The 22,894-nt window shown below is 72.5% G+C and carries 17 protein-coding genes and 3 pseudogenes; 13 read left to right on the top strand and 7 right to left on the bottom strand.

Annotated elements, in window-relative coordinates:
- From EYQ95_RS17735 to ppx, 5 genes and pseudogenes are all read left to right on the top strand, one after another.
- Positions 1 to 514 (top strand): annotated as a pseudogene (locus EYQ95_RS17735) (M48 family peptidase); the annotation flags it as partial.
- A 104-nt stretch (positions 515 to 618) separates the two neighbouring features.
- The gene (gene phoB, locus EYQ95_RS17730) at positions 619 to 1,326 is read left to right on the top strand and encodes a phosphate regulon transcriptional regulator PhoB (RefSeq protein WP_132328776.1); all 708 of its coding nucleotides are present in this window, start codon (positions 619 to 621) and stop codon (positions 1,324 to 1,326) included.
- Between the two features lie 48 nt (positions 1,327 to 1,374).
- Positions 1,375 to 2,709 (top strand): phosphate regulon sensor histidine kinase PhoR, encoded by a 1,335-nt coding sequence (gene phoR / locus EYQ95_RS17725; RefSeq protein ID WP_132328774.1) that lies wholly within the window; start codon positions 1,375 to 1,377, stop codon positions 2,707 to 2,709.
- Entirely contained in the window at positions 2,706 to 4,781 is a 2,076-nt protein-coding gene (ppk1, locus tag EYQ95_RS17720) for a polyphosphate kinase 1 (protein ID WP_132328772.1), read from the top strand. Before phoR ends, ppk1 begins: the two co-directional genes overlap by 4 nt.
- On the top strand, positions 4,778 to 6,307 hold the full coding sequence (gene ppx, locus EYQ95_RS17715) for an exopolyphosphatase (RefSeq protein ID WP_132328769.1): 1,530 nt from the start codon (positions 4,778 to 4,780) through the stop codon (positions 6,305 to 6,307). The genes ppk1 and ppx overlap by 4 nt, the downstream gene beginning before the upstream one ends.
- Positions 6,308 to 6,464: 157 nt before the next feature.
- Here ppx and creD read toward each other — a convergent pair whose 3' ends face one another.
- From creD to creB, 3 genes are all read right to left on the bottom strand, one after another.
- Positions 6,465 to 7,826: a cell envelope integrity protein CreD gene (gene creD / locus EYQ95_RS17710; protein ID WP_132328767.1), complete on the bottom strand. Its 1,362-nt coding sequence runs from the start codon at positions 7,824 to 7,826 to the stop codon at positions 6,465 to 6,467.
- A 105-nt stretch (positions 7,827 to 7,931) separates the two neighbouring features.
- A complete protein-coding gene (gene creC / locus EYQ95_RS17705; protein ID WP_132328765.1) occupies positions 7,932 to 9,353 on the bottom strand; it encodes a two-component system sensor histidine kinase CreC in 1,422 nt (473 codons plus the stop codon).
- A 1-nt stretch (position 9,354) separates the two neighbouring features.
- Positions 9,355 to 10,017: a two-component system response regulator CreB gene (gene creB, locus EYQ95_RS17700; protein ID WP_132328763.1), complete on the bottom strand. Its 663-nt coding sequence runs from the start codon at positions 10,015 to 10,017 to the stop codon at positions 9,355 to 9,357.
- 62 nt (positions 10,018 to 10,079) lie between these two features.
- Here creB and EYQ95_RS17695 point away from each other — a divergent pair, with 62 nt between their 5' ends.
- Both EYQ95_RS17695 and EYQ95_RS17690 read left to right on the top strand, forming a co-directional pair.
- Positions 10,080 to 10,940, top strand: a complete 861-nt coding sequence (locus EYQ95_RS17695) for a 23S rRNA (adenine(2030)-N(6))-methyltransferase RlmJ (RefSeq protein ID WP_132328761.1) — start codon at positions 10,080 to 10,082, stop codon at positions 10,938 to 10,940.
- A gap of 73 nt (positions 10,941 to 11,013) precedes the next feature.
- Complete coding sequence (locus tag EYQ95_RS17690; RefSeq protein WP_132328759.1) at positions 11,014 to 11,946, top strand: DUF808 domain-containing protein; 933 nt, start codon at positions 11,014 to 11,016, stop codon at positions 11,944 to 11,946.
- Here the strand turns inward: EYQ95_RS17690 and chrA are convergent.
- Both chrA and EYQ95_RS17680 read right to left on the bottom strand, forming a co-directional pair.
- Entirely contained in the window at positions 11,943 to 13,235 is a 1,293-nt protein-coding gene (gene chrA / locus EYQ95_RS17685) for a chromate efflux transporter (protein ID WP_132328757.1), read from the bottom strand. The two genes, EYQ95_RS17690 and chrA, sit on opposite strands and share 4 nt — an antisense overlap.
- The gene (locus EYQ95_RS17680) at positions 13,219 to 13,599 is read right to left on the bottom strand and encodes an MmcQ/YjbR family DNA-binding protein (protein WP_243699975.1); all 381 of its coding nucleotides are present in this window, start codon (positions 13,597 to 13,599) and stop codon (positions 13,219 to 13,221) included. Before EYQ95_RS17680 ends, chrA begins: the two co-directional genes overlap by 17 nt.
- A 17-nt stretch (positions 13,600 to 13,616) precedes the next feature.
- On the opposite strand from EYQ95_RS17680, the gene EYQ95_RS17675 reads away from it, so the two are divergent.
- From EYQ95_RS17675 to EYQ95_RS17655, 6 genes and pseudogenes are all read left to right on the top strand, one after another.
- Positions 13,617 to 14,162: a GNAT family N-acetyltransferase gene (locus tag EYQ95_RS17675; protein ID WP_132328755.1), complete on the top strand. Its 546-nt coding sequence runs from the start codon at positions 13,617 to 13,619 to the stop codon at positions 14,160 to 14,162.
- Between the two features lie 45 nt (positions 14,163 to 14,207).
- A pseudogene (locus EYQ95_RS27095) lies at positions 14,208 to 15,491 on the top strand (transcription-repair coupling factor); the annotation flags it as partial.
- A gap of 162 nt (positions 15,492 to 15,653) precedes the next feature.
- A pseudogene (gene mfd, locus EYQ95_RS27090) lies at positions 15,654 to 17,843 on the top strand (transcription-repair coupling factor); the annotation flags it as partial.
- Between the two features lie 64 nt (positions 17,844 to 17,907).
- On the top strand, positions 17,908 to 18,414 hold the full coding sequence (locus EYQ95_RS17665; protein WP_165924772.1) for a histidine phosphatase family protein: 507 nt from the start codon (positions 17,908 to 17,910) through the stop codon (positions 18,412 to 18,414).
- Positions 18,411 to 18,806 (top strand): hypothetical protein, encoded by a 396-nt coding sequence (locus EYQ95_RS17660; protein ID WP_132328749.1) that lies wholly within the window; start codon positions 18,411 to 18,413, stop codon positions 18,804 to 18,806. The genes EYQ95_RS17665 and EYQ95_RS17660 overlap by 4 nt, the downstream gene beginning before the upstream one ends.
- Before the next feature lie 120 nt (positions 18,807 to 18,926).
- Positions 18,927 to 19,379, top strand: coding sequence for a hypothetical protein (locus EYQ95_RS17655; RefSeq protein ID WP_132328747.1), 453 nt, complete (start codon positions 18,927 to 18,929; stop codon positions 19,377 to 19,379).
- A gap of 18 nt (positions 19,380 to 19,397) precedes the next feature.
- Here EYQ95_RS17655 and EYQ95_RS17650 read toward each other — a convergent pair whose 3' ends face one another.
- Positions 19,398 to 20,246, bottom strand: coding sequence for a pirin family protein (locus EYQ95_RS17650; RefSeq protein WP_132328745.1), 849 nt, complete (start codon positions 20,244 to 20,246; stop codon positions 19,398 to 19,400).
- 308 nt (positions 20,247 to 20,554) lie between these two features.
- Positions 20,555 to 22,894 carry a bifunctional 23S rRNA (guanine(2069)-N(7))-methyltransferase RlmK/23S rRNA (guanine(2445)-N(2))-methyltransferase RlmL gene (gene rlmKL, locus EYQ95_RS17645; protein WP_132328743.1) on the bottom strand — a complete coding sequence of 780 codons (2,340 nt, stop codon included), beginning with the start codon at positions 22,892 to 22,894 and terminating at the stop codon, positions 20,555 to 20,557.

Genomic DNA, 22,894 nt, shown 5'->3' with positions numbered 1-22,894 from the left:
GCTGCCGGCGCTGGCCGCGCTGGCCGCCGAGCGGCCGGGCGATGCATGGCTCGAGCTGACGCTGGCGGAGGCCGAGGCGCGTGCGGGCGACCACGGCGCCGCCGACGCACGCTTCGAGGCACTCCTGCGCAAGACGCCGACCAGTCGCCCGGTGGCCCTGACCTACGCCCGCGCCCTGGCCGAGCGCGGCAACGCCGCGGCGGGCCGGCGGGCCCAGGCCGTCCTGCGCCCCCTGATGGCGGGCGCGGGCGACGATGCCGTGTTCCAGCGCACCTTCGCGCGGGCCAGCGAAGTCGCCGGCGACCTGGTGCGCGCGGGCGAGGCCCATGCCGAGGCGGCCTACCTCGGCGGCCGCCCCGAACTGGCGCTGGTGCAGCTCAACAACCTCAAGAAGCGCGAGGACCTGGACTACTACGCCCGCGCCCGCGTCGAGGCGCGCATCGCCGCGATCACGCCCACGGTGCTGGAGCTGCGGCGCCAGGGCATCCGCGACGAGGACGCCAAGCGCGACTGAAGCACGTCCCGCCGGGAAACCGCGCCGCCAGGCCGCCCTGTCATCGCCCTGTCACCAAACCGTAGTCTATTGGCCGCGTCCGGCAATCCGCCCCTGGTGACCGCGTGCACAAGCGCATCCTGATCGTCGAGGACGAGCCCGCCATCCGCGACATGGTCGCCTTCGCCCTGCGCAAGGGGGAATTCGACCCGGTGCATGCCGGCGACGCACGCCAGGCGCAGGAGGCCATCGCCGACCGCGTCCCCGACCTCATCCTGCTCGACTGGATGCTGCCCGGCACCAGTGGCCTGGAACTTGCGCGGCGCTGGCGTCGGGAACAGCTCACGCGCGAGATCCCGATCATCATGCTGACCGCCCGCGGCGAGGAGAACGACCGCGTGGGCGGGCTGGAGGCGGGTGTCGACGATTACGTCGTCAAGCCCTTCTCCGCCCGCGAGCTGCTGGCGCGGATCCGTGCCGTGCTGCGCCGCGCCCGCGAGGACGACGAGGACGGCAGCATCGCCGTGGGCGACCTGCGCATCGACGGTGCCGCGCACCGCGTGCTGGCGCGCAGCCCGGCGGGGGAACAGGCCGTGCAGATCGGCCCCACCGAGTACCGCCTGCTGCACTTCTTCATGACCCACCCCGACCGCGTGTACTCGCGCTCGCAGCTGCTCGACCACGTCTGGGGCGGCAGCGTGTACGTCGAGGAACGCACCATCGACGTGCACATCCGGCGGCTGCGCAAGACGCTGGAGCCGCACGGGCTGGACGGCATGGTGCAGACGGTGCGCGGAGCGGGCTACCGCTTCTCGGCCGCGCCCGAAGCCTGAGTGGCGCCGCGCTCGCGGCGCCCGTGGCGACCGGCCTACACTGCCGCCATGCCTCCCGTCTCCGAACGCGCCTGGTGGCGCACGCTCGGCCACCTCGGCCTGTTGCTGGCGGCCGGCCTCGCAGTCGGCGCCGCGGCGGGCGAGCCATGGGCGGGGCTGGCGATCGGCGCGACCACCGCATTGGCATGGCAGGCCTGGAACCTGCGCCGCCTGCTGCTGCGGCTGCGTTCGCAGCGCAGGCTGGTCGCGGGTGATGCCGGCGGCGCCTGGGCCGAGGCCGATCGCCTGCTGCAGCGGCGGCAGGCCAGCGCGCGCCGCCGCAAGCGACGGCTGGTGGACATGCTGCGCGCCTACCGCGCCGCCGCCACGGTGCTGCCCGACGCGATCATCGTGGTCGACCGACTGACCCAGCGCATCGTGTGGTTCAACGAAGCCGGTACCACGCTGCTTGGGCTGCGTTATCCAACCGACGTCACCGCGCCGGTGGTCGAACGCCTGCAGCCGCTTCCGCTGGCCAACTGGCTGGCCCGCGGGCGCAATGCCGAGCCGCTGGAGGTGGCCTCGCCGCTGCAGCCGGGCACGACACTCAGCCTGCGCCTGCTGCCCTACTCCGACGACCTGTGGCTGCTCGTCGCGCGCGACGTGAGCCGCCTGCTCGCCCTCGAACAGATGCGCCGCGACTTCGTGGCCAATGTCTCGCACGAGTTGCGCACGCCACTCACGGTGCTGCACGGCTACCTGGACATGCTGGACCCTCAGGAGCAGCCCGAGTGGGCGCCGATCGTCGCGGAGATGCAGCGGCAGTCGCAGCGCATGACGCAGCTGGTGGAGGACCTGCTGATGCTGTCGCGGCTGGAATCGCGCGACGAGCTGCCCAGCGAGGAGGTCGTGCCGATGGCCGGCATGCTGGCCGCCTTGCGGCGCGAGGCCCAGGCGTTGAGCCAGGGGCGTCACGAGATCCGCGTCGAGGACAGCGCCGGCGTGGACATCGTGGGCTCGCCGCCGGAGCTGCACAGCGCATTCTCCAACCTCGTGGCCAATGCGGTGCGCTACACGCCCGAGGGCGGCAGCGTGCTGATCGCGCTGCGGCCGGAGCCCGATCCCGACGGGCGCACGGGCGTCGCGCTGTCGGTCGCGGATACGGGCTACGGGATCCCGGCAGCGCATCTTCCCCGCATCACCGAGCGGTTCTACCGCGTGTCCAACAGCCGTTCCCGCGAGAGCGGCGGTACCGGGCTGGGGCTGTCCATCGTCAAGCACGTGCTCAACCTGCACCAGGCGCGGCTGGACATCGCCAGCGAAGTGGGCGCGGGCAGCACCTTCTCCTGTCATTTCACCGCCGCGCGCGTGCGTGCGCGCCAGCCCGTGGAGCCCATCGCATGACTTCCGCCGTCGTCGACGACGACCTGCTGCGCGACCCCGCGCTCTACTTCAACCGCGAGCTCTCGCAGCTGGATTTCAATTTCCGCGTGCTGGCGCAGGCGCAGGACGAAGCCGTGCCGCTGCTCGAGCGCCTGCGCTACCTCTGCATCAGCTGCACCAACCTCGACGAGTTCTTCGAGATCCGCGCGGGCACGTTGCAGCATGCGCAGGAGCTCGGCCTGGCCGCCGGACCCGACGGGCTCGTGCCTGCGGCGACGCTGGGCCGAATCCACGACCGCGCCGCCGAGCTGGTCGCCCAGCAGTATCGGTGCTGGAACGACGTGCTGCGCCCGGCGCTCTCGGATGCAGGCATCCGCGTCCTGCATCGCGACGCCTGGACACCGGCGCAGACGGACTGGCTGCGTGGCCACTTCCGCGACGAGATCCTGCCGGTGCTGTCGCCCCTCGGGCTCGATCCCGCGCACCCGTTCCCGAAGATCCTCAACAAGTCGCTCAACATCGTGGTGATGCTGGAGGGCATCGACGCTTTCGGTCGCGCGGGCCACCTGGCGATCGTGCGCGCGCCGCGCTCGCTGCCGCGCATCATCCAGCTGCCGGAGCAGGTTTCCGGCGGACCCAGCGACTTCGTCTTCCTCTCGGCCGTGCTTTCGGCCTTCGTCGACGAGCTCTTCCCGGGCATGCGGGTCAAGGGCGCCTACCAGTTCCGCGTGACGCGCAACTCCGAGCTGCTGGTGGACGAGGAGGAAGTGGAGAACCTCGCGCTGGCGCTGAAGGACGAGCTGCTGGGGCGCGGCTACATGCGCGCGGTGCGGCTGGAGATCGCCGAGCAGTGCCCGCCGGACATCGTCGACATGCTGCTAGAGAATTTCCAGCTCGACGAGAACGCCGTCTACCGCATCAACGGGCCCGTCAACCTCAACCGCGTGATCCAGGTCTACGACCTCGTACGTCGGCCCGACCTCAAGTTTCCGCCGTTCACGCCACGCATTCCCGCCGGCGTGGACGCGATGTTCGACACGGTGGCCGCGCACGACATGGTGCTGCACCATCCCTTCGACTCGTTCACTCCGGTGCTCGAGCTGCTGCGGCAGGCGGCGGAGGATCCGCATGTGCTGGCGATCAAGCAGACGCTCTACCGCGCCGGCAAGGACTCGCCCATCGTCGAGCACCTGATCCAGGCCGCGCGCAACGGCAAGGACGTGACGGTGGTGGTCGAGCTGCGCGCACGCTTCGACGAGGAGGCCAACCTGGGCCTTGCCGACCGCCTTCAGGCGGCCGGCGTGCAGGTGGTCTACGGCGTGGTGGGCTACAAGACGCACGCCAAGATGCTGCTGATCGTGCGACGCGAGGGCACGAAGCTGCGCCGCTACGTGCATCTAGGCACCGGCAACTACCATTCGGGCACCGCCCGCGCCTATACCGACATCGGCCTGCTCACCGCCGATGCCGACATCGGCCATGACGTGCACCTGATCTTCCAGCAGATCTCGGGCCTTGCGCCCTCGCTGGAACTCAGGCGGATGCTGCAGGCGCCGTTCACGCTGCACAGCGGGATGCTCATGCGCATCGAGCGCGAGGCCCGCAACGCGAAGGCGGGCCTGCCGGCGCGCATCGTGGCCAAGATGAACGCGCTCAACGAGCCGCAGGTCATCCGCGCGCTCTACCGCGCTTCGCAGGCGGGCGTGCGCATCGACCTCATCGTCCGCGGTGCGTGCTCGCTGCGCCCGGGCGTGCCGGGGGTGTCCGAGAACATCCGCGTGCGCTCGATCGTGGGCCGCTTCCTGGAGCACTCGCGCGTGTACTGGTTCGCCAACGGCGGCGAGCCGGAGCTCTTCTGCGGCAGTGCCGACTGGCTGGAGCGCAATCTGCTCCGGCGCGTGGAAACCGGTTTCGCGATCCTCGACCCGCGGGTGGCGGCGCGGATCCAGAGCGAGGCGCTGGACAACTACCTCGCCGACAACGTCAATGCCTGGGAGCTCGACGCGGACGGCAGCTACACGCGGCTGCACCCGGCGGAGGGGGAGCCCGCGCACTCGGCGCAGATGCGCCTGCTGGGCAGGATCTGCGGATGAACGGACTGCTGCACACCGCACGGCTGCCGCTGCGCGACGGCGACCTGCTCGCCGCGGTCGACATCGGCTCCAACAGCTTCCACATGGTGGTGGCCAGCTACGTGCTCGGCCAGTTGCGCATCGTCGACCGCATCAGGGAAACCGTGCGGCTGGCCGAGGGCCTGGATGCCAAGGGCGGCCTGGACCCCACCGTGCGCGACCGCGCCCTGGAATGCCTGGCGCGCTTCGGCCAGCGACTGCGCGACATCCCCCCGCAGCGGGTGCGCGCGATCGCGACCAACACGGTGCGGCGCCTGGCGGTGCCGCAGGGATTCCTGATGCCCGCGGAGAGCGCGCTGGGGCACCCGATCGAGGTGGTGTCCGGCCGCGAGGAAGCGCGCCTGATCTACCTGGGCGTGGCACACGAACAGCCGCCGAAGCCGGGGCATCTCCGCCTGGTCATCGACATCGGCGGCGGCTCGACCGAGTTCATCATCGGCAGCGGCTTCGAGGCGATCGAGCGCGAGAGCGTGCAGGTGGGCGCGATCGCGACGACACGGCGCTTCTTCGCCGACGGTGAACTGGGCCGCAGGCGCTGGAAGGCCGCGGTCGCGGAGGTCAGCGCGGAGTTCCAGCAGTTCGCGGCGACCTACCGCTCGCTGGGGTGGAACGAGGCCTTGGGCTCCTCCGGCACCGCCAAGGCGATCGGCGAGGTGTGCGCCGCCATGCAGCTCACCAAGGGCGCGGTCACCGCCGAGGCGCTGCCGAAGGTACGCGAGCGACTGCTGGCGGCCGCGCGTATCGATGCCATCGACCTGCCCGGCCTGTCGGACGAGCGACGCCCGATCATCGCCGGCGGCCTGCTCGTGATGGAAGCGGCTTTCGACGCACTGGGCCTGGAACGGCTGGCGGTCAGCAAGGCCGCGATGCGCGAGGGCGTGCTGTACGACATGCTGGGCCGCGGCGGCAGCGCCGACCCGCGCGATGCGTCGGTGACCGCGCTGATCGAGCGTTACGGCATCGACCGCGCGCAGGCCGCGCGCGTGGAGGAAACCGCGCTCTGCCTGTTCGACCAGGTCGCCGCGAGCTGGTCGCTCGACGAGGACGACCGCCTGATGCTCCGGCGCGCCGCCAAACTCCACGAGCTCGGCCTGGCGATCGCCCACAGCCAGTACCACGTGCACGGCGCCTACGTGATCGAGCATTCGGACATCGCCGGCTTCTCGCAGCAGCAGCAACGTTTCCTCGCCGCGCTGGTGCGCACCCACCGCCGCCGCATCCCGAAGTCGGCCTTCGACGCCCTGCCCGAGCGGCTGCTGCCGTCCGCGCGGCGCCTCGCGTCGCTGCTTCGGCTCGCGGTGGTGCTGCATCGGGGCCATTCGGGCGAACCGATCCCGCGGCTGGCGGCGCGCGCATCGGGCGACTCGCTCACGATCACGCTGTCGGCGCGCTGGTTCGAGGAACGGCCCCTGCTCAAGGCCGACCTCGGTGGCGAACCCGCCTACCAGCAGGCGCTGGGGATCACGCTGGCCGTGGCGGCGGAGTGAGCCGGGGCTTCTGCCGCGGCGCAGCCCGGTTCTTCGCCACGAGTGGACACGGATAGACACGGATGAAGAGCGGGCTGGCCCGGTGTCCGGCGCGATGGCCGGCGCCGCGTGACGGCCAGCGTCCCCGTGGATCCATGTTCATCGTGGGGAAGACGAATCACGACCTCGGCGCGCCGAACTGCGCGCCGGCGCGGTACCAGTCGAGCCTGCGGGTCACGGTCATGATCGTGGCCAGCACCAGGAACAGCAGGCCGGAGCCGAGCACCAGGGCATTGTCTTCCGACACCAGCAGGCCGTAGAGCGCGGCATACAGCAGCGCGAGCATCGCGGCGAAGCCCGCGCCGCGTGCCGCGCTGCGCAGCACCGCGCTCACGTAGAAGCCGATCAGCCCCACGCAGGCCGCACCCGCGATGAGATAGGCGATGCCAAAGCGCAGGTGCTCGCTGAGGCTGACCAGCAGCAGGAAGAAGATCGCGAGCGCCAGCCCCACCAGGGCGTACTGGATCGGGTGGATCGGCAGCGCGCGGATCACCTCGAACATGAAGAAGCCCACGAAGGTGAGGAGCACGAACAGCAGGCCGTACTTGGTTGCACGGTCGGCCTGCGTGTAGGTGTCGACCGGATCGGCGAGCACCACGCCCAGCGCGTCCACCCCACCGGCGGCGGCCGCTTCCACGCGCGCAGAACGCGACGGGGTCAGTGGCAGCGGGCTGCGGCCGGCCGACAGCTGGCGCTGGACGTCGGTGGCCACCGATGCCACGCGCCACTCGGCCTCGAAGCCGCGGCCGGCGACGCTGCTGCGCCAGGGCGAGATGCCCTGGAAGCTCGGGTGGGGCCAGGTCGAGGTCAGCGCCACGCGGTTGCGCTTGCCCAGGGGCACCACCGCGATTGATTCGGCGCCACCCAGCTCGATCTGCAGGTGCGTGTCCAGCCGCCACCTCGCACCCGGGACAGGCGCGGGCAGCCGCACGTGCAGGCCGCTGCCCTCGCGCGCACCCTGCCCTTCGCGCGGCTCCAGCTCGCGACCGTCGATCATGAGGCGGGGCGTTCCGCGGATGCCGCGCACGTCGGCGATGGACCAGCCCAGCCACGGCTCGCCGACCACGCGCCCGGCGCCCGCGGGCGCCGGCGGGATGGCGACGTCGAAGCGCCCGCGCACGCTGCCGTTCCATACGTAGAGATGCACCTCGTGGATGCCGCGACGGCGCGTGGTGGGCGCCAGCGGGCCGGAGACGTCGAGGCTGGCCGGGAAGAAGGTCCACTGCCTCTGCACGCGGCGGCGCACCTTGACGGGCAAGCCGGCGCGATCGGCCTCCTCGACCTCCACCATCTCCGAATACGGCACCGTGAGCACGGGGCCGGCCACGACCTGCGGGCCGGCGAAGGCGCGCTCGACATCGGCCACCGCCTGCACGCGCCAGGCCTGTCGCTCGGCGATCACTTCGCGCACGAGCGAGAGGGGTATCAGGATGGCCAGCGTGAGCGCCACCACCATCGCCATCTTCAATCCGATCCGCATGTCCGTCCGCCTGGTCTGGGTCGCGGCAGGCTGGCCCCGGTGCGTGCGGGGGCGATGGCGGATCGGTGAGGCGAAGGTGAAGTGCGCCGCGGCGCGCGCGGCCGGTCAGGCGGGCAGCTCGATCACCGCATCCGTGCCGCCGCCTTCGCGATCCTGCAGCCGGGCCGATCCGCCGTGCAGGTCGGCGACCTCCGCGACGAAGCTCAGGCCCAGGCCGCTGCTGCGGCTGGAACCGTCGGGGCGCGGCAACGAGTAGAAACGTTCGAAGACGCGGTCGCGCGCGAAGTCCGGCACGCCGGCGCCGCGGTCGCGCACGCGCAGGGCCACGCGCCCCCCGACGGCACGCACGTCGACCTCGATCACCCCACCGGGTGGCGAGAAGTCCGAGGCGTTCTCGACCAGATTCACCAGCGCCTGCCGCAGGAGGAACGCGTCGCCCCTGACGGCCACGGCGCCGGGCGCCTCCACCTCGAGACGCTGCGCGCGGACGGCGAGCCGCTCGCGCACGTCCGCATGCACGGTGTCCAGCAGGGCGGCCACGTCGACCGGCCTCGGGTCGTCGAGGCGACGGCGATGCTCCACCGCAGCGAGGGCGAGCATGCGATCGATCATCGATGCCAGGCGCTCGGTCTGCGCGCGGATGGCGCCAGCGAAGCGCGCATGGTCGGCCGGCGGAAGCGGCTGCTCCAGCAGCTCGGCGCTGGCACGGATCGCCGCGAGCGGGCTCTTCATCTCGTGGGTGAGCGCGTGCACGTAGCGTTCGACGTACTGCCGGCCTTCGAGGCGGTCGCGCATGGTGTCCAGCGCGCGCCCGAGATCGGCGAACTCGCCGGCCGTGCGCGGCAAGGGCGCGCGTTCGCCCGCGGTCACCGCCTGCGCATAGCGGCGAAGCTTGGCCAGCTCGCGCGAAAGCCACCACGCGGCCAGCATGCCCACCGCCAGCGCCACGCCCAGCAGCACCGCGCCCCAGCGCAGCACCACGCCCTGGCTGCGCTCGATGAAGGGGTCGATCAGGCGGTTGGGCTTGGCCACCGTGAGCACCCCCACGATGCGCCCGCCCGCATCGCGAACGGGCGCGGCCACGTGCATCACGCTGGAGCCGGGCGCGTCGGGATCCGGGCTGGAGCGTGCGCCGTAGCGGCCCTGCAGCGTGAGGAGGACGTCGTTCCAGCGCGAGTAATCGCGGCCCACGTCGCGCCCCTGGCTGTCGAAGACCACGATGCCGCGCGCGTCGGTGACGTAGATCCGGTAACCCGCCGAGCGCTTGGGGAAGCCCCAGATGCGCGCGCCGAGGTCGCGGCGGCCGAGCGCCCGCACGCGCTCGGCGAAACGGCCGCGGTCGATGCGGCCGGCGATGAGATCGTCGGCGGCGAGCTCGGCCAGCACGTTGGCCATGTCGACCAGCGTGTCCTCCATCGCCTGACGCACGCCCGGCTTGACCTGCGCCACGAAGACCTGCGAGAGCAGCAGCCCGGCCAGCGCGACGATCGCGAAGTAGCCCAGGAAGATGCGCAGGCCGATGCGCACGTCAGTCGGCCTGCAGCGAGTAGCCGAGACCGCGCCGGGTGCGGATGGGGTCGGTGGTGGGGTCGACCTCGCGCAGCTTGGCGCGCAGCGTCTTCACGTGGGTATCGACGGTACGGTCCGAGCTGTCGGAATCGCTGCCCCAGACGCGGTCCATGAGCTGCGCGCGCGAGAGGATCGCGCCCGGGCGCTGCAGGAGCGCGGCCAGCAGCCCGTATTCGTAGCGGGTCAGGTCGAGCAGGCGGCCGCGGTAGTGGATGCGGTGGCCCTCGGCGTCGTGCACGAAGCCCGGCGCGGGCGCCGCGGGTTGAGCACGCCGCAGCACGGCACGCACGCGGGCGACCAGTTCACGCGGCGAAAAGGGCTTGGCGACGTAGTCGTCGGCACCGATCTCCAGGCCCAGCACGCGGTCGGCCTCGGCGTCGCGCGCGGTGAGGAAGATGACGGGCATGTCGCGCAGGCGCCGCAATTCGCGGCACAGCGCGAAGCCGCCGATGTCCGGCAGCCCCACGTCGAGGATGGCGAGGTCGAAGCCGCCCTGCCGGGCCAGCGCCAGCGCCTGCTGCCCGGTGAGCGCATGCGCGGTGTCGAAGCCGTCGGCCCGTAGCGCGAACTCCACCGTGCCGGCGATGGCCGTCTCGTCTTCCACCAGCAGGATGCGCGTCATCGTCCCCTCCTTGCGCGGCAGGACAGTCGAGCCCGCGGCGGGAAGTGCGTAGGCTTGCCGGCATGAACTATCGCCACGCCTTCCACGCCGGCAACCACGCCGACGTCCTCAAGCACGTCGCGCTGCTCGCGCTCTGCGACGCGCTGACGGCCAAGCCGTCGCCCGTGTTCGCGCTGGACACCCATGCCGGACGCGGGCTCTACCGCATCGACGACGAGTCCGCGCGGCGCACCGGCGAGGCCGAGGGAGGCATCGTGCGCCTCGACGGCCAGGGTAGCGGGCTGCCTGCGCCGGTGCTGCGCTACGTGCAGGCCGTCGACGACTGCCGCCGCCGGCACGGCGCCTACGCCTACCCCGGCTCGCCCTGGTTGCTGGCGCATGCGCTGCGCGCGCAGGACCGCATCGCCTGCTGCGAGCTGCAGCCGGAGGAAGCCGCCGCGCTGAAGGCGAACTTCGCGGACGACCCGCGCGTGGCCGTGCGCGCGCGCGACGGCTATTCGGGCATGCGCGCGCTGCTGCCGCCGCGCTCGGGCAGTGAGCGGTTCGGGCGCGGGCTGGTGCTGGTCGATCCGCCCTTCGAAAAGCAGCTCGACGAGTACGACGACGCCATCCGCGCCCTGCGCGAAGGCCTGGAGCGCTGGGCGCAGGGAACCTTCGCGCTGTGGTACCCGATCAAGCAGCGCCGCGCGCTGCAGCCGGCCTACCGGCGTTTTTCGACGCTGCCGGCCCGGTCGGTGCTGGTGGTGGAACTGCTCGTGCGTGCGGACGACTCGCCGCTGCGCATGAACGGCAGCGGCCTGCTGGTGCTCAACGCACCCTGGCGCTTCGACCTGGCGATGCGCGAAAGCCTGCGCGCGCTGGTCGCCCTGCTCGGCGAGGCGGGCGCGTCGTCCCGCGTGGACTGGCTCAAGCCCCCGGCCTGAGGCGCAGGGCGCCCGGACGGTGTCGTGACGTCCGTATGCGAAACTGCCGCCCCCTTTTCCAGCGCCGGATCCCATGCCCGCCTCCAGCCTGCTTGCCCTGATCGACGACATCGCGACGATCCTCGACGACGTCTCGGTGATGACCAAGGTGGCGACGAAGAAGACGGCGGGCGTGCTCGGCGACGACCTCGCGCTCAACGCGCAGCAGGTGCAGGGCATCGATGCCGACCGCGAACTGCCCGTGGTCTGGGCCGTCGCGAAGGGGTCCCTGGTCAACAAGGTCATCCTCGTGCCCGCCGCGCTCGCCATCAGCGCGCTGGAGGCCTGGCTGCGAAGTCGCGGCATGGACATCCCCCTGGTGCTGCCGCTGATGATGATCGGCGGCGCCTACCTGTGCTTCGAGGGCGTGGAGAAGCTGGCGCACAAGTTCCTGCACAGCGCCGCGGAGGATGCCGCGCACCATACGGCGCACGTCGAGGCGCTGAAGAACGAGCGCGTCGACATGGTCGCGTTCGAGAAGGACAAGATCAAAGGCGCGATCCGCACCGATTTCATCCTCTCGGCGGAGATCATCGTCATCAGCCTGGGCGCGACCGCCGGCCAGGCCTTCGCCACCCAGGTGGGCACGCTGGTCGCCATCGCCCTCATCATGACGGTGGGCGTCTACGGCCTGGTGGGCGGCATCGTGAAGCTCGACGACGCAGGCCTGGCGCTCAGCCGCCGCGCCTCGGCCGGCGCGCAGGCCGTCGGGCGCGGCATCCTGCGGCTGGCGCCGATGCTGATGAAGTTCCTGTCGGTCGCCGGCACCGCGGCGATGTTCCTGGTGGGCGGACACATCCTGGTCCAGGGCGTGGACGCGATCCACCACGCGAGCGAGTCCATCGGCCAGATGCCGGGCGGCTGGCTGCTCACCAAGCTCTTCGATGCCGCCGTGGGGATCGCGGTGGGCATCGTCGCGCTGCTGGCGGTGAAGGCCGTCTCGAAGCTGCGCGGGAAGGGGGCCTAGCCCACCGCCTGCACCAGCACGCCGGCCGCGGCGGCGGCCAGCACGACCAGCGCGACCGGCCAGCGCCGGCGCGCCAGCCCGTACCAGGCGACGGCGGCCACCAGGACCACGAAGCCCTGCCGCAACGGCGTCGCGCCGCCCAGCAGCGCCGCGCCGAACCACAGCGCGAGGTGGGCGATGACGCCGACCACCGCGGCCGTGACCGCCGAGAGCGCCGCCGCCACGCGCGGCATGGCGCCGATGCGCTCGAACCACGGGGCGCCGGCCAGCACGAACAGGAAGCTGGGCAGGAACGTGGCCCAGAGCGTGACTGACGCGCCCAGCACGGCCGATGCCAGCGGCGAGCCGAGGTCGGGATGCTGCCAGCCGCCGACGAAGCCGACGAATTCCAGCACCAGGATCAGCGGCCCGGGCGTGGTCTCGGCGAGGCCCAGGCCGGCCATCATCTGGCCGGCGTCGAGCCAGCCATGCACGTCCACGGCCTGCTGCGCCACGTAGGGCAGCACGGCATAGGCGCCGCCGAAGGTGACCAGCGCGGCCTTGCTGAAGAACAGGCCCATGGCGAAGGCGGTGCTGCCCGCGCCAAGCCATGCGGCCACCAGCAGCAGCGGCAGCCACCACGCGGCCAGCAGGACCCCCGCGATGCGCAGCGTCGCCTGCCAGGACGCCGTGCGCGTTGCCGGTGCCGCCTCCGTGCCCGCGCCCGTGCCGGGGGCATGCCCACCGGCCGGCGGCAGCCATGCCGGCTTCCAGCGCGCGGCGAGCCAGCCCAGGGCGGCCGCCACGGCGACGATCAGCGGAAACGGCAGCGAAGCCGCCACGCCGGCCAGCGCCGCTGCCGCCAGCACGACGGCCAGCGGCGTGCGCAGCACGCGTGAGCCGATGCGGTGCACGGCATGCAGCACGATGCCCAGCACCGCCGCCTGCAGCCCGAGCAGGACCCCGCCGGCCAGCGGCATCTGCCCGAAGCGCACGTACAGCCAGGACAGCAGGCCCAGCAGCAGCGCCGCCGGCAGCACGAAGAGTGCGCCGGCCGCCACGCCGCCCCGGATCCCGTGCAGGCGCCAGCCCAGCCAGGTCGCCAGCTGCATCGCCTCCGGGCCGGGCAGCAGCATGCAGACGTCCAGCGCACGCAGGAACGTCGCCTCGCTCACCCAGCGGCGGCGCTCGACGAGCTCGTCGTGCATGACGGCGATCTGCCCCGCCGGCCCGCCGAAGCTGATGCAGCCCAGCAGCAGCCAGAAGCGCAGCGCGGCGCGGAAGGACGGCGCCTCAGTCGACGAGTTCACGTTGCATCTTCTTGGGCAGCTTCGCGCGCACCAGCTCGTAGCTCGTGCGGACCATCGCGCGCAGCGCGTCGGCCGGGATGGCGCCCGGCGTGGCCTGCACCCAGTGCGCGCGCGCCAGGTAGGGCGCCGGCGCGAAGCCGGGCGTGCCGGTGAGCTCGAGGAAGCGCTCGGCCGGCACCTTGAAGCTCAGCGGCGCCCCGGCGCCCGCGTCGGCGGCGCGGATGCAGAACATCCTGCCGCCCACCGACCAGACGAGGTCGTCGTCCCACTTGCTGTCGACGGTGACGCCGGGCCAGCGCCCCGCAAGGCCGGTCAGCTCTTCGTTGGTCATGATCTGAATGGACGACGGAAGCATCACGAACATTCTGGAATGTTCCGCCCATGGCTGCCCGTGATCGACTGCCGCCCTGGCACGAGCGGCACCGCCTCCCCAACGGGCGGCAGGTGCATGTAAGACCGGTCCGACCCGAAGACGCCGACCCGCTGCGCGCCGGCTATGCGCTGCTGGAGCCCGAGCGCCTGCGCCTGCGGCTGGCCGGTGGCGTGGCCGAGCTCGGCCCCGGCGAGGCGCAGCGGCTCACCCGCCTGAACCCGCGCACCGACTTCATGCTGGTGGCCTGCGATCCTGAGCCACCGGGCGAGGCGGTCATCGCCGCCCTCGCCCACGTGCATACCGACGCGGCCGGCCACCGCGGCGAATTCACCGTGCTGGTCAGCCGCTTCATCGCCGGCATGGGTGTCGGCCGCTATCTGTTGACCCGGCTGGCCAAGTGGGCGAGGAGCCGTCGCCTCGACCTGCTGCAGGGCGAGCTTCCGGCGGACCACACGGCGATGCTGGACCTGGCGCGCTCGCTGGGCTTTCGCACCGTGGAGGACGCCGCCGACCCGGGCTTCGTGCGCGTCTCGCTCGAACCCGCCGTGCGCTGAGCCGGCGCAGGCGCTGCGACCGGCTCCGCTAGAATTGCGCGCCTGATGGCATCCCCCACCTTTCCGACCCCGCCGCTGCCCAAGGCCGGCCAGCAGCGCGCCTGGTGGCGCGCGCCCGTGTCCGCCTCGGCCCTCGCCTTCCACGTCGCCGCCGCGGCGACCGCGCACGACGCGCCGCTGCTGGCGATCACCCGCGACAACCAGACCGCGCACCAGCTCGAGAGCGACCTGCGCACGCTGCTCGGCGCGCGCGCGCGCGTCGACGGCGACCTGCCCGTGCTCGCGTTCCCCGACTGGGAGACGCTGCCCTACGACGCCTTCAGCCCGCACCCGGACATCGTCAGCCAGCGCCTGGCCACGCTGCACCGCCTGCCGCGGCTCGAGCGCGGCGTGGTGGTGCTTCCGGTGCAGACGCTCATGCAGCGCCTTGCACCGCCCCGGCACGTGGTCGGCGGCAGTTTCGACGTGCGCGTCGGCCAGCGGCTGGACCTCGACGCCGAGAAGCGGCGCCTGGAAGCCGCCGGCTACCGCCACGTGCCGCAGGTGCTCGACCCCGGCGACTTCGCCGTGCGCGGCGGCCTGCTCGACGTCTACCCCATGGGCGCCGACCAGCCCTTCCGCGTGGAGCTGCTGGACGACGAGATCGACACCATCCGCGTGTTCGACCCTGAATCCCAGCGCTCGCTGGAGAAGATCGAGCGCATCCACCTGCTGCCCGGCCGCGAGCTGCCGCTCGACGAAGCCGCGCTCAAGCGCGCACTGGAGCGCCTGCGCGAGCGCTTCGACGTCGACACCCGCCGCAGCTCGCTCTACCAGGACCTCAAGTCGGGCCTTGCGCCCAGCGGCGTCGAGTACTACCTGCCCCTGTTCTTCGACGAAACCAGCACGCTGTTCGATTACATGGTCGAGGGCGTGCTGCCGATCGTGACCGAGGGCAGCTTCGAGGCGGCCGAGCATTTCTGGACGCAGACCGGCGAGCGTTACGAGCAGCGCCGGCACGACGTCGAGCGCCCGGTGCTGCCGCCGTCGGAGCTGTATCTGGCGCCGGATGCGCTGCGCGGCATCTTCAACGACACCTCGCGCGTGGAGGTCTGCGGCGCGAACCACGCGCAGCTGGACCGCGCGCAGCCGCTGGGCGACCAGCCCGCGATGCCGCTGCCGCTCGCCCCGCGCGATCCCGCCGCCGCGGATTCGCTGAGGTCGTTCCTGTCGACGTATCCGGGCGACGTGCTGATCGCCGCGGACTCGGCCGGCCGTCGCGAGGCGCTGCTGGAACTGCTCGACGCGGTCGGGCTGAAGCCCGTCGTGCTGCCCGACTGGACCGCGTTCTACGAGCGAGGCCCCGCAACGCGCGAAGGCCCCGCTCTAGCGTCGGCGAGCGAAGCGATGCCGCCCCCTGCCGGCGTTACCGCCGAAGGCGGTAATGCCCGCGGCGCTGACCGTCGCGAAGGCGACGGTCCAGCGGCGCGAGTTGGTCCGGCGCCCCAGGCGCCGGATAACAAGTTGGTGGCGATCGCTGTCGCTCCGTTGGACGACGGTTTTTCCATCGCCACCCCTACCTTCACCGTCCTCACCGAACGCCAGCTGTTCCCCGAGCGCGCCAGCCAGCCGCGCCGCCGCAAGCGCGCCGGTCGCGAGCCCGAGGCGATCATCCGCGACCTCGGCGAGCTCACCGAAGGCGCGCCGATCGTCCACGAGGACCACGGCGTCGGCCGCTATCGCGGACTCGTGACGCTCGACGTCGGCGGCACTCCGGGCGAATTCCTCGACATCGAGTACGCCAAGGGCGATCGCCTCTACGTTCCCGTTTCCCAGCTCCACCTGATCAACCGCTATTCGGGCGCGTCCGAGGAAACCGCCCCGCTGCACTCGCTCGGCGGCGAGCAGTGGCAGAAGGCCAAGAAGAAGGCGGCCGAGAAGGTTCGCGACGTCGCCGCCGAGCTGCTGGAGATCCAGGCCAAGCGCCAGGCGCGAGCGGGCCTGGCGATCGACGTCGACCGCACCATGTACGAGCCCTTCGCCGCGGCCTTCCCGTTCGAGGAGACGCCCGACCAAGCCGCCGCCATCAGCTCGGTCGTCGCCGACCTGCAGTCGAGCCAGCCGATGGACCGCGTGGTCTGCGGCGACGTCGGCTTCGGCAAGACCGAAGTGGCCGTGCGCGCCGCGTTCGTGGCGGCGACGGGCGGCAAGCAGGTCGCCCTGCTGGTGCCGACCACGCTGCTCGCCGAGCAGCATTACCGCAACTTCCGCGACCGCTTCGCCGACTGGCCGATCCGCGTCGAGGTGCTGTCGCGCTTCAAGTCCAAGAAGGAGATCGCGGCGGAGCTGGAGAAGGTGGCCGAGGGCAAGATCGACGTGATCGTCGGCACCCATCGCCTGCTGCAGCCGGACGTGAAGTTCAAGGACCTGGGCCTGGTCATCGTCGACGAGGAGCAGCGCTTCGGCGTGCGCCAGAAGGAAGCGCTGAAGGCGCTGCGCGCCAACGTGCACCTGCTCACCCTCACCGCCACGCCCATCCCGCGCACGCTCAACATGGCGATGGCTGGCCTGCGCGACCTCTCGATCATCGCCACGCCCCCGGCGCACCGGCTCGCCGTGCAGACCTTCGTCGTGCCCTGGGACGACGCGCAGCTGCGCGAGGCCTTCCAGCGCGAGCTCTCGCGCGGCGGCCAGGTCTACTTCCTGCACAACGACGTCGAATCCATCGGCCGCATGCAACGCCAGCTGCAGGAGCTGGTGCCCGACGCGCGCATCGGCGTCGCGCACGGGCAGATGCCCGAGCGCGAGCTCGAGCGCGTCATGCTCGACTTCCACAAGCAGCGCTTCAACGTGCTGCTGTCGACCACGATCATCGAATCGGGCATCGACATCCCCAACGCCAACACCATCATCATCAACCGCGCCGACAAGTTCGGCCTGGCGCAGCTGCACCAGCTGCGCGGCCGCGTGGGCCGCTCGCACCACCGCGCCTACGCGTATCTCGTCATTCCCGACCGCAAGGCGATCACCGAGGACGCGCGCAAGCGTCTCGACGCGATCGCCGCCATGGACGAGCTGGGCGCGGGCTTCACGCTGGCCACGCACGACCTCGAGATCCGCGGCGCCGGCGAACTGCTGGGCGAGGAGCAAAGCGGGCAGATGGCGGAGGTCGGCTTCAGCCTCTACACCGAGCTGCTGGAGCGCGCGGTGCGCTCGATCCGCCAGGGCAAGCTGCCGGACGTGGACGTGGCGGAGGCGCGCGGGGCGGACGTCGAGCTGCACATCCCGGCGCTCATCCCGGACGACTACCTGCCCGACGTGCACACGCGCCTGACGCTCTACAAGCGCATCAGCAGCGCGCGGAACGCCGAGGAGCTGCGCGAGCTGCAGGTCGAGATGATCGACCGCTTCGGCCTGCTGCCGGACGCGGCCAAGAACCTGTTCGCCGTCGCCGAGCTCAAGCAGCAGGCCACGGAACTGGGCATACGCAAGCTCGAGCTCGGCGAGTCCGGCGGGCGTGTGCAGTTCGTGGAAAAGCCGAAGGTCGACCCGATGGCGGTGATCCGGCTCATCCAGGGCCAGCCCCGCCATTACCAGATGGACGGGCCGGACAAGCTCCGCATCAAGCTCGACCTGCCCGATGCCACCACCCGCCTGGCCGCCGCACGCGGGCTGCTCATCACCCTGGCGGCCCGTCCGTGACGGCCGCCACATGCCCCGGGCGGGCATCCGCGGTTTGATGGCAGGCCTCCGGGGAGGGTCCGCCATGCGCATCGCCTTGCTGCTGCTCCTGCTGTCCGCCGCGCTCGCGGGCTGCCGCGCGCTGCCCGACCCGGCCGAGGGCGCCACCTTCGTGCTGGTGCGGCATGCCGAGAAGGCGGCGGACCACCCGCAGGATCCGGGCCTGGCGCCCGCGGGGCAGCGACGCGCCCGGCGCCTGGCTTCCGCGCTGGGCCGGCACCCGGTGGTCGCCGTCTACGCGACGCCGCTGCGGCGCGCGCAGGCCACGGCCCTGCCGATCGCGCGGGCCCATGGCCTGGCCGTCACGCCTTACGACACTGCCAACCCCGCCGACTTCGCGGGCCGGCTGCGCGCGATGCACGATGCGGGCACGGTCGTCGTCGTCGGCCACAGCAATACCGTCCCGGCGATCGCGCAGGCACTGTGCGACTGCGCCATCGGGCCGATCGCCGAGACCGAGTACGGGCGGCGCATCACCCTGCACGTCCGACCCGACGGACGCGTGACCGTCGACGACAGGCGCGAGCCATGAGCCGGGCAGGCCCGCGCCGGGCACTGGCCGTTGCGGCCCTGGCGGGCGTGCTCGTCCTCGCCGGTTGCGCGGCATCGCGGCCCGCGTCCCCGACGGGCGACCACGAGATGGCACCCGGCGCGCGGGTGCGGCTGGCGGACGGCTCGTCGCTGGCGTACACGCGTGTGCGCCACGACTCGCGCTGCCCGCCCGAGGTGGCCTGCATCCATGCCGGCTGGGCCGAGGCGGAGTTCGTCCACGCAGCGGGCGCAGCGCCCGGCCGGACGTTCGTGCTGTCCACGCGCGCCGGCGGGGAGGCCTTCGAGACGGGTGGCTGGCGCTTCGAGCTGCTCGAACTGGGACGCGGAGCGTCACCTCCTGCCGCGATCCGCATCACCCGCGCCGCGGACTGACCGGCGCCGCACGCTTCCCGACGAACGGCGGCCGACGCGAGGCGGATGCGTTTGTCAAGCCCCGCCGGCTGTTCTAAGGTCGGGACGTGACCACGCCGCGTGGTCCGCTGGGGGAAACACATGAAGTCGATCGTCCACGCTCTCGCCACCGTGGCCCTGCTCGGTGCAGGCGGCCACGCCGCCGCGCAGTCCGCGCCGGATGCCTGCCCGCAGCTGCCGGCGTCCAGCGGCCTGACCTGGGAATACAAGGCCGCCGCCAGCACGCAGTTCTGCCGTGCACTGCGCGCCGACGGCTCCGAGGCCTTCGGCCTCTACATCGCCAAGGACAGCCCGTTCAGGCCCTCGCGCGGCAACCGCGCCGAGCAAGCCCGCATCGACGGGCGCGACATGCACTGGTACCGGAGCGAACTCGCCGGCAAGCCCGACGTCCAGGCCCGCGAAACCCTGATCGAGCTGCCGGATGGGCGCGTGGCCTATCTCTGGATCCAGGCCGCCTCGCAGCAGGAACTGGGGGATTCGATCGCCCAGGCCAACGCGCTGCGCTTCAGCGAGGTCCGCGTCGCCGGCAACTGAGCCGACGCCGGCCGGGCGTCAGAAGCGCCCGGCCTGGTAATCCAGGAACGCCTGCTGCAGTTGCTCGCGGGTGTTCATCACGAAGGGGCCGTAGCGGGCGACAGGCTCGCGCAGCGGGCGGCCGGCCACGAAAAGCAGCCGCGCGGCATCGCCCGCGGCGTGCAGCCGCACCTCGCCCGCCCCATCCAGCACCGCGAGCTGGCCGCGCGCCACCTCGCGCGCGTCGCTGCCTACCTGCGCGGCACCCTCGAAGACGTAGGCGAACCCCGCATGGCCTTCGGGCAGCGCCGGCGCCCACGCGGCGCCGGCATCGAGCGCGAGGTCGAGGTAGACCGGCGAGGTCGCCGGTTGCTCGACCGGCCCGGTGGCGCCGTCCACGCGCCCGGCGATCACGGCCACCTCCACCCCGGGCGCGGGGCGGACGCGCGGGATGCGGTCCGGCGCGAATTCCTGGTACCGGGGCTCGCACAGCTTGTCGCGCGCCGGCAGGTTCACCCACAGCTGGAAGCCGCGCATGCGGCCTTCCTCCTGCTCGGGCATCTCCGAATGCACGAGACCGCGGCCGGCGGTCATCCACTGCACGCCTCCGGGCACCAGCAGGCCCTCGTTGCCGCGGTTGTCGCGATGGCGCATGCGGCCTTCGAGCATGTAGGTGACGGTCTCGAAGCCGCGGTGCGGGTGGTCGGGAAAACCCGCCAAGTAGTCCTGCGGCCGGTCGGTGCCGAACTCGTCGAGCATCAGGAAGGGATCGAGCATGTCCAGCTGCGGCGTGCCGACCAGGCGCGTGAGGCGCACGCCCGCACCGTCACGGGTGGGCATGCCGGCGACGACGCGGGCGACGCGGGCAGTGCGGGCGCTATCGGTCATGGCGGGATCCTCGCTGGGAATGCCGAGGACATGGCGCCGCCGCGCAGGCCCGCCATCCCGCGTCCCGCAACGGGCCGTTGCGGCCGCGGGACGACCACGGATCCGGGTGGCTCGACGAGGCACCTGGCCGATGCCCGGTGCCCTGCCTGCGCCGCCGCGCACCATGCCCCGCAGGCCGGGCAAACGGGCGCCCCCGGGAGTACGGCCGCGTGCAGCGCAACGCCCACGGACGCGACGCCACGGCCGAGGCGCCCGGAGCAGGAGCTCGCCGCCGGTACGCGAGCCCAACTGCGCCTGGCTGGCCCGGGCTACGGGCGCTGGCGCGGGGTGAGGCGCCAGCAGCGATGGATGCGGGGATTGCGCTCGAAGTCCGGGGGGATGGTGTGGGCGCTGATGTCCTCCACCCCGGCGAACTGCGCCACCTGCGCCTCGTCGAGGCGGAAGCGGCGGAAGTTGTTCGAGAAGTACAGCACGCCGCCGGGCGCCAGCCGGGCGACCGCGGCGCGCAGCAGGCGCACGTGCGCGGCCTGCACGTCGAAGTCGCTGGCGCGCTTGGAATTGGAGAACGTGGGCGGGTCGCAGAAGACGAGGTCGTACTGGCCGGTGTCGGCCTCCAGCCAGGCGATGGCATCGGCCTGCACCAGCCGGTGCCTGGCGCCTCCCAGGCCGTTCTCCTGCAGGTTGTCGGCGCACCACTGCAGGTAGGTGGCGGAGAGGTCGACGGTGGTCGTGGTGCGCGCGCCGCCGAGGGCCGCGTGCACGGTGGCCGCGCCGGTGTAGGCGAAAAGGTTGAGGAAGCGCGCGTCGCGGGCCTCTTCGAAGATGCGCAGGCGCAAGGGCCGGTGGTCGAGGAAAAGACCGGTGTCGAGGTAGTCGAAGAGGTTGACGCGAAGGCGCGCCTCGCCCTCGCGCACGGTGACGAACTCGCCGCGCTGGTCGAACTGGCCGTACTTGCTTCCGCCCTTGCCGCGCTCGCGCGTCTTGAGCGCGACGTGCTCGCGCGGCACGGCGAACACCTCGCGCGCGGCGGACAGCAGCTCGTTGCGGCGCCCGCGCGTGGTGGCCTCGGGAATCTCCGCGGGCGCGGCGTATTCCTGCACGTGCAGGAAGGTGCGCGGCGGCGATTCGTCGGTGGCGTAGACGTCGATGGCGGCGGCGTACTCGGGCAGGTCGGCGTCGTAGGCGCGGAAGCAGGTCACGCCCTCGCGCTCGCGCCAGGCCTTCAGGCGGCGCAGGTTCTTGCGCAGGCGGTTGGCGACCATCTCCGCGCCGGGCGTGAGCGCGACGGGCGCGACGGGCTCGGCGCGCTGCGCCGGGCCGATGCGGTCGGCCACCAGCAGCACGGTCTCGATGGCGCCGTTGAAGACGCGGTAGGTCTTTCGCGCGCGCAGCCCCGTGGCGCGCGCGAGGGGCTCGTCGCCGCAGAGCAGGCTCGCGCTCCAGTCCGGCACGGCGCGGCGCAGGGCATCGCCCAGCGCGCGGTAGAGCGCGGGGTCGGCGGCCAGGCGCGCGTCGTAGGGCGGATTGCAGACTACGAGGCCCGGGCAGGCGCCATCGGCGCCTTCGCCCGCCTGCGCGCCCGAAGCCGCCTCCTCGCGGGGCGGTGCCTGGACCGGCGAAAGCAGGACGTCCGCGTGGTCCGGGCACGGTGCGGACGCCGCGATGTCCCCGCCGTCGCGGGCAGGGCGGGACGCGCCGTAGCCCGCCATGCGCTCCGCACCGTCGCCCCACCGCCCGGGCATGGCGGCCGGGTCGAGGGAGCGCACGTCGCCGACGTCGAAATCGATCACGTCCACCAGCCCCGCGTCGATCGCGTTGTCGCGCGCGGCGCGGATGGCCTGCCGGTCGATGTCGCGCCCCACGAAGGCGCGGCGCAGCGCGGCGCGGCCTTCGGCCTCGCGGCGGATCGCGTCCACGCGCAGGTCCGCCCAGGCCGCGGCGTCGAAACCGGGCCAGCGCGTGGGCGCCTCGTCGCCGTGGCGCATCAGCCCGGGCGCCACGTCGGCCACCATCAGCGCGCCCTCGATCAGCAGCGTGCCGCTGCCGCACATGGGATCCAGCAGCGCGCCACCGGCCGCGTAGACCGCGGGCCAGCGCCCGCGCAGCAGCACGGCGGCGGCCAGGTTCTCCTTCAGCGGCGCCTCGCCCTGCTTGCGGCGCCAGCCGCGCCGGTGCATGGGCGCGCCGGACAGGTCGATGGACAGTACGGCCCGGCCCTTGCGGATCACCAGGCTCAGGCGCACGTCGGGGGCGTGCAGGTCGACATCGGGCCGCGTGCCGGTGGCGGCGCGCAGGGTGTCGACGATCGCGTCCTTGACGCGCTGCGCGGCGTACTGCGCGTGCGTGATCGCGCTGCCGCCCACGTGCGCGTCCACCGTGATGGCCGCATGCGGCGGCAGGTGGGCGGTCCAGTCGACGGCGGCGACGCCGGCATACAGCGCCTGCTCGTCGGGGCAGTCGAATTCGGCGACGGGCCACAGCACCCGGCTGGCCAGGCGCGACCACATGACCGCGCGCTGCGCCTGCGCCAGATCGCCGGCGACGTTCGCGCCGGCCACCGCCGCGGTGGCGTGCCCGCAGCCGAGCGCGACCAGCTCGTCGACGAGCAGGTATTCCAGGCCCTTCCCGCAGCTGGCGAAGTAGCGCAT

This window comes from Lysobacter sp. N42 (genome assembly GCF_004344885.1).
Note: the sequence above shows the minus strand (reverse complement) of the source record. Positions and strands in the feature narration are given on the sequence as shown.

Bases quoted from the DNA above. Each gene is read 5' to 3' on its own strand.
- EYQ95_RS17675 (WP_132328755.1), top strand. From the start codon at position 13,617: ATGGCTGCCCGTGATCGACTGCCGCCCTGGCACGAGCGGCACCGCCTC.
- EYQ95_RS17690 (WP_132328759.1), top strand. From the start codon at position 11,014: ATGCCCGCCTCCAGCCTGCTTGCCCTGATCGACGACATCGCGACGATC.
- EYQ95_RS17650 (WP_132328745.1), bottom strand. From the start codon at position 20,246: ATGACCGATAGCGCCCGCACTGCCCGCGTCGCCCGCGTCGTCGCCGGC.
- EYQ95_RS17695 (WP_132328761.1), top strand. From the start codon at position 10,080: ATGAACTATCGCCACGCCTTCCACGCCGGCAACCACGCCGACGTCCTC.
- creB (WP_132328763.1), bottom strand. From the start codon at position 10,017: ATGACGCGCATCCTGCTGGTGGAAGACGAGACGGCCATCGCCGGCACG.
- phoR (WP_132328774.1), top strand. From the start codon at position 1,375: ATGCCTCCCGTCTCCGAACGCGCCTGGTGGCGCACGCTCGGCCACCTC.
- rlmKL (WP_132328743.1), bottom strand. From the start codon at position 22,894: ATGCGCTACTTCGCCAGCTGCGGGAAGGGCCTGGAATACCTGCTCGTC.
- ppk1 (WP_132328772.1), top strand. From the start codon at position 2,706: ATGACTTCCGCCGTCGTCGACGACGACCTGCTGCGCGACCCCGCGCTC.
- creD (WP_132328767.1), bottom strand. From the start codon at position 7,826: ATGCGGATCGGATTGAAGATGGCGATGGTGGTGGCGCTCACGCTGGCC.
- EYQ95_RS17665 (WP_165924772.1), top strand. From the start codon at position 17,908: ATGCGCATCGCCTTGCTGCTGCTCCTGCTGTCCGCCGCGCTCGCGGGC.
- EYQ95_RS17655 (WP_132328747.1), top strand. From the start codon at position 18,927: ATGAAGTCGATCGTCCACGCTCTCGCCACCGTGGCCCTGCTCGGTGCA.
- EYQ95_RS17660 (WP_132328749.1), top strand. From the start codon at position 18,411: ATGAGCCGGGCAGGCCCGCGCCGGGCACTGGCCGTTGCGGCCCTGGCG.
- ppx (WP_132328769.1), top strand. From the start codon at position 4,778: ATGAACGGACTGCTGCACACCGCACGGCTGCCGCTGCGCGACGGCGAC.
- EYQ95_RS17680 (WP_243699975.1), bottom strand. From the start codon at position 13,599: ATGTTCGTGATGCTTCCGTCGTCCATTCAGATCATGACCAACGAAGAG.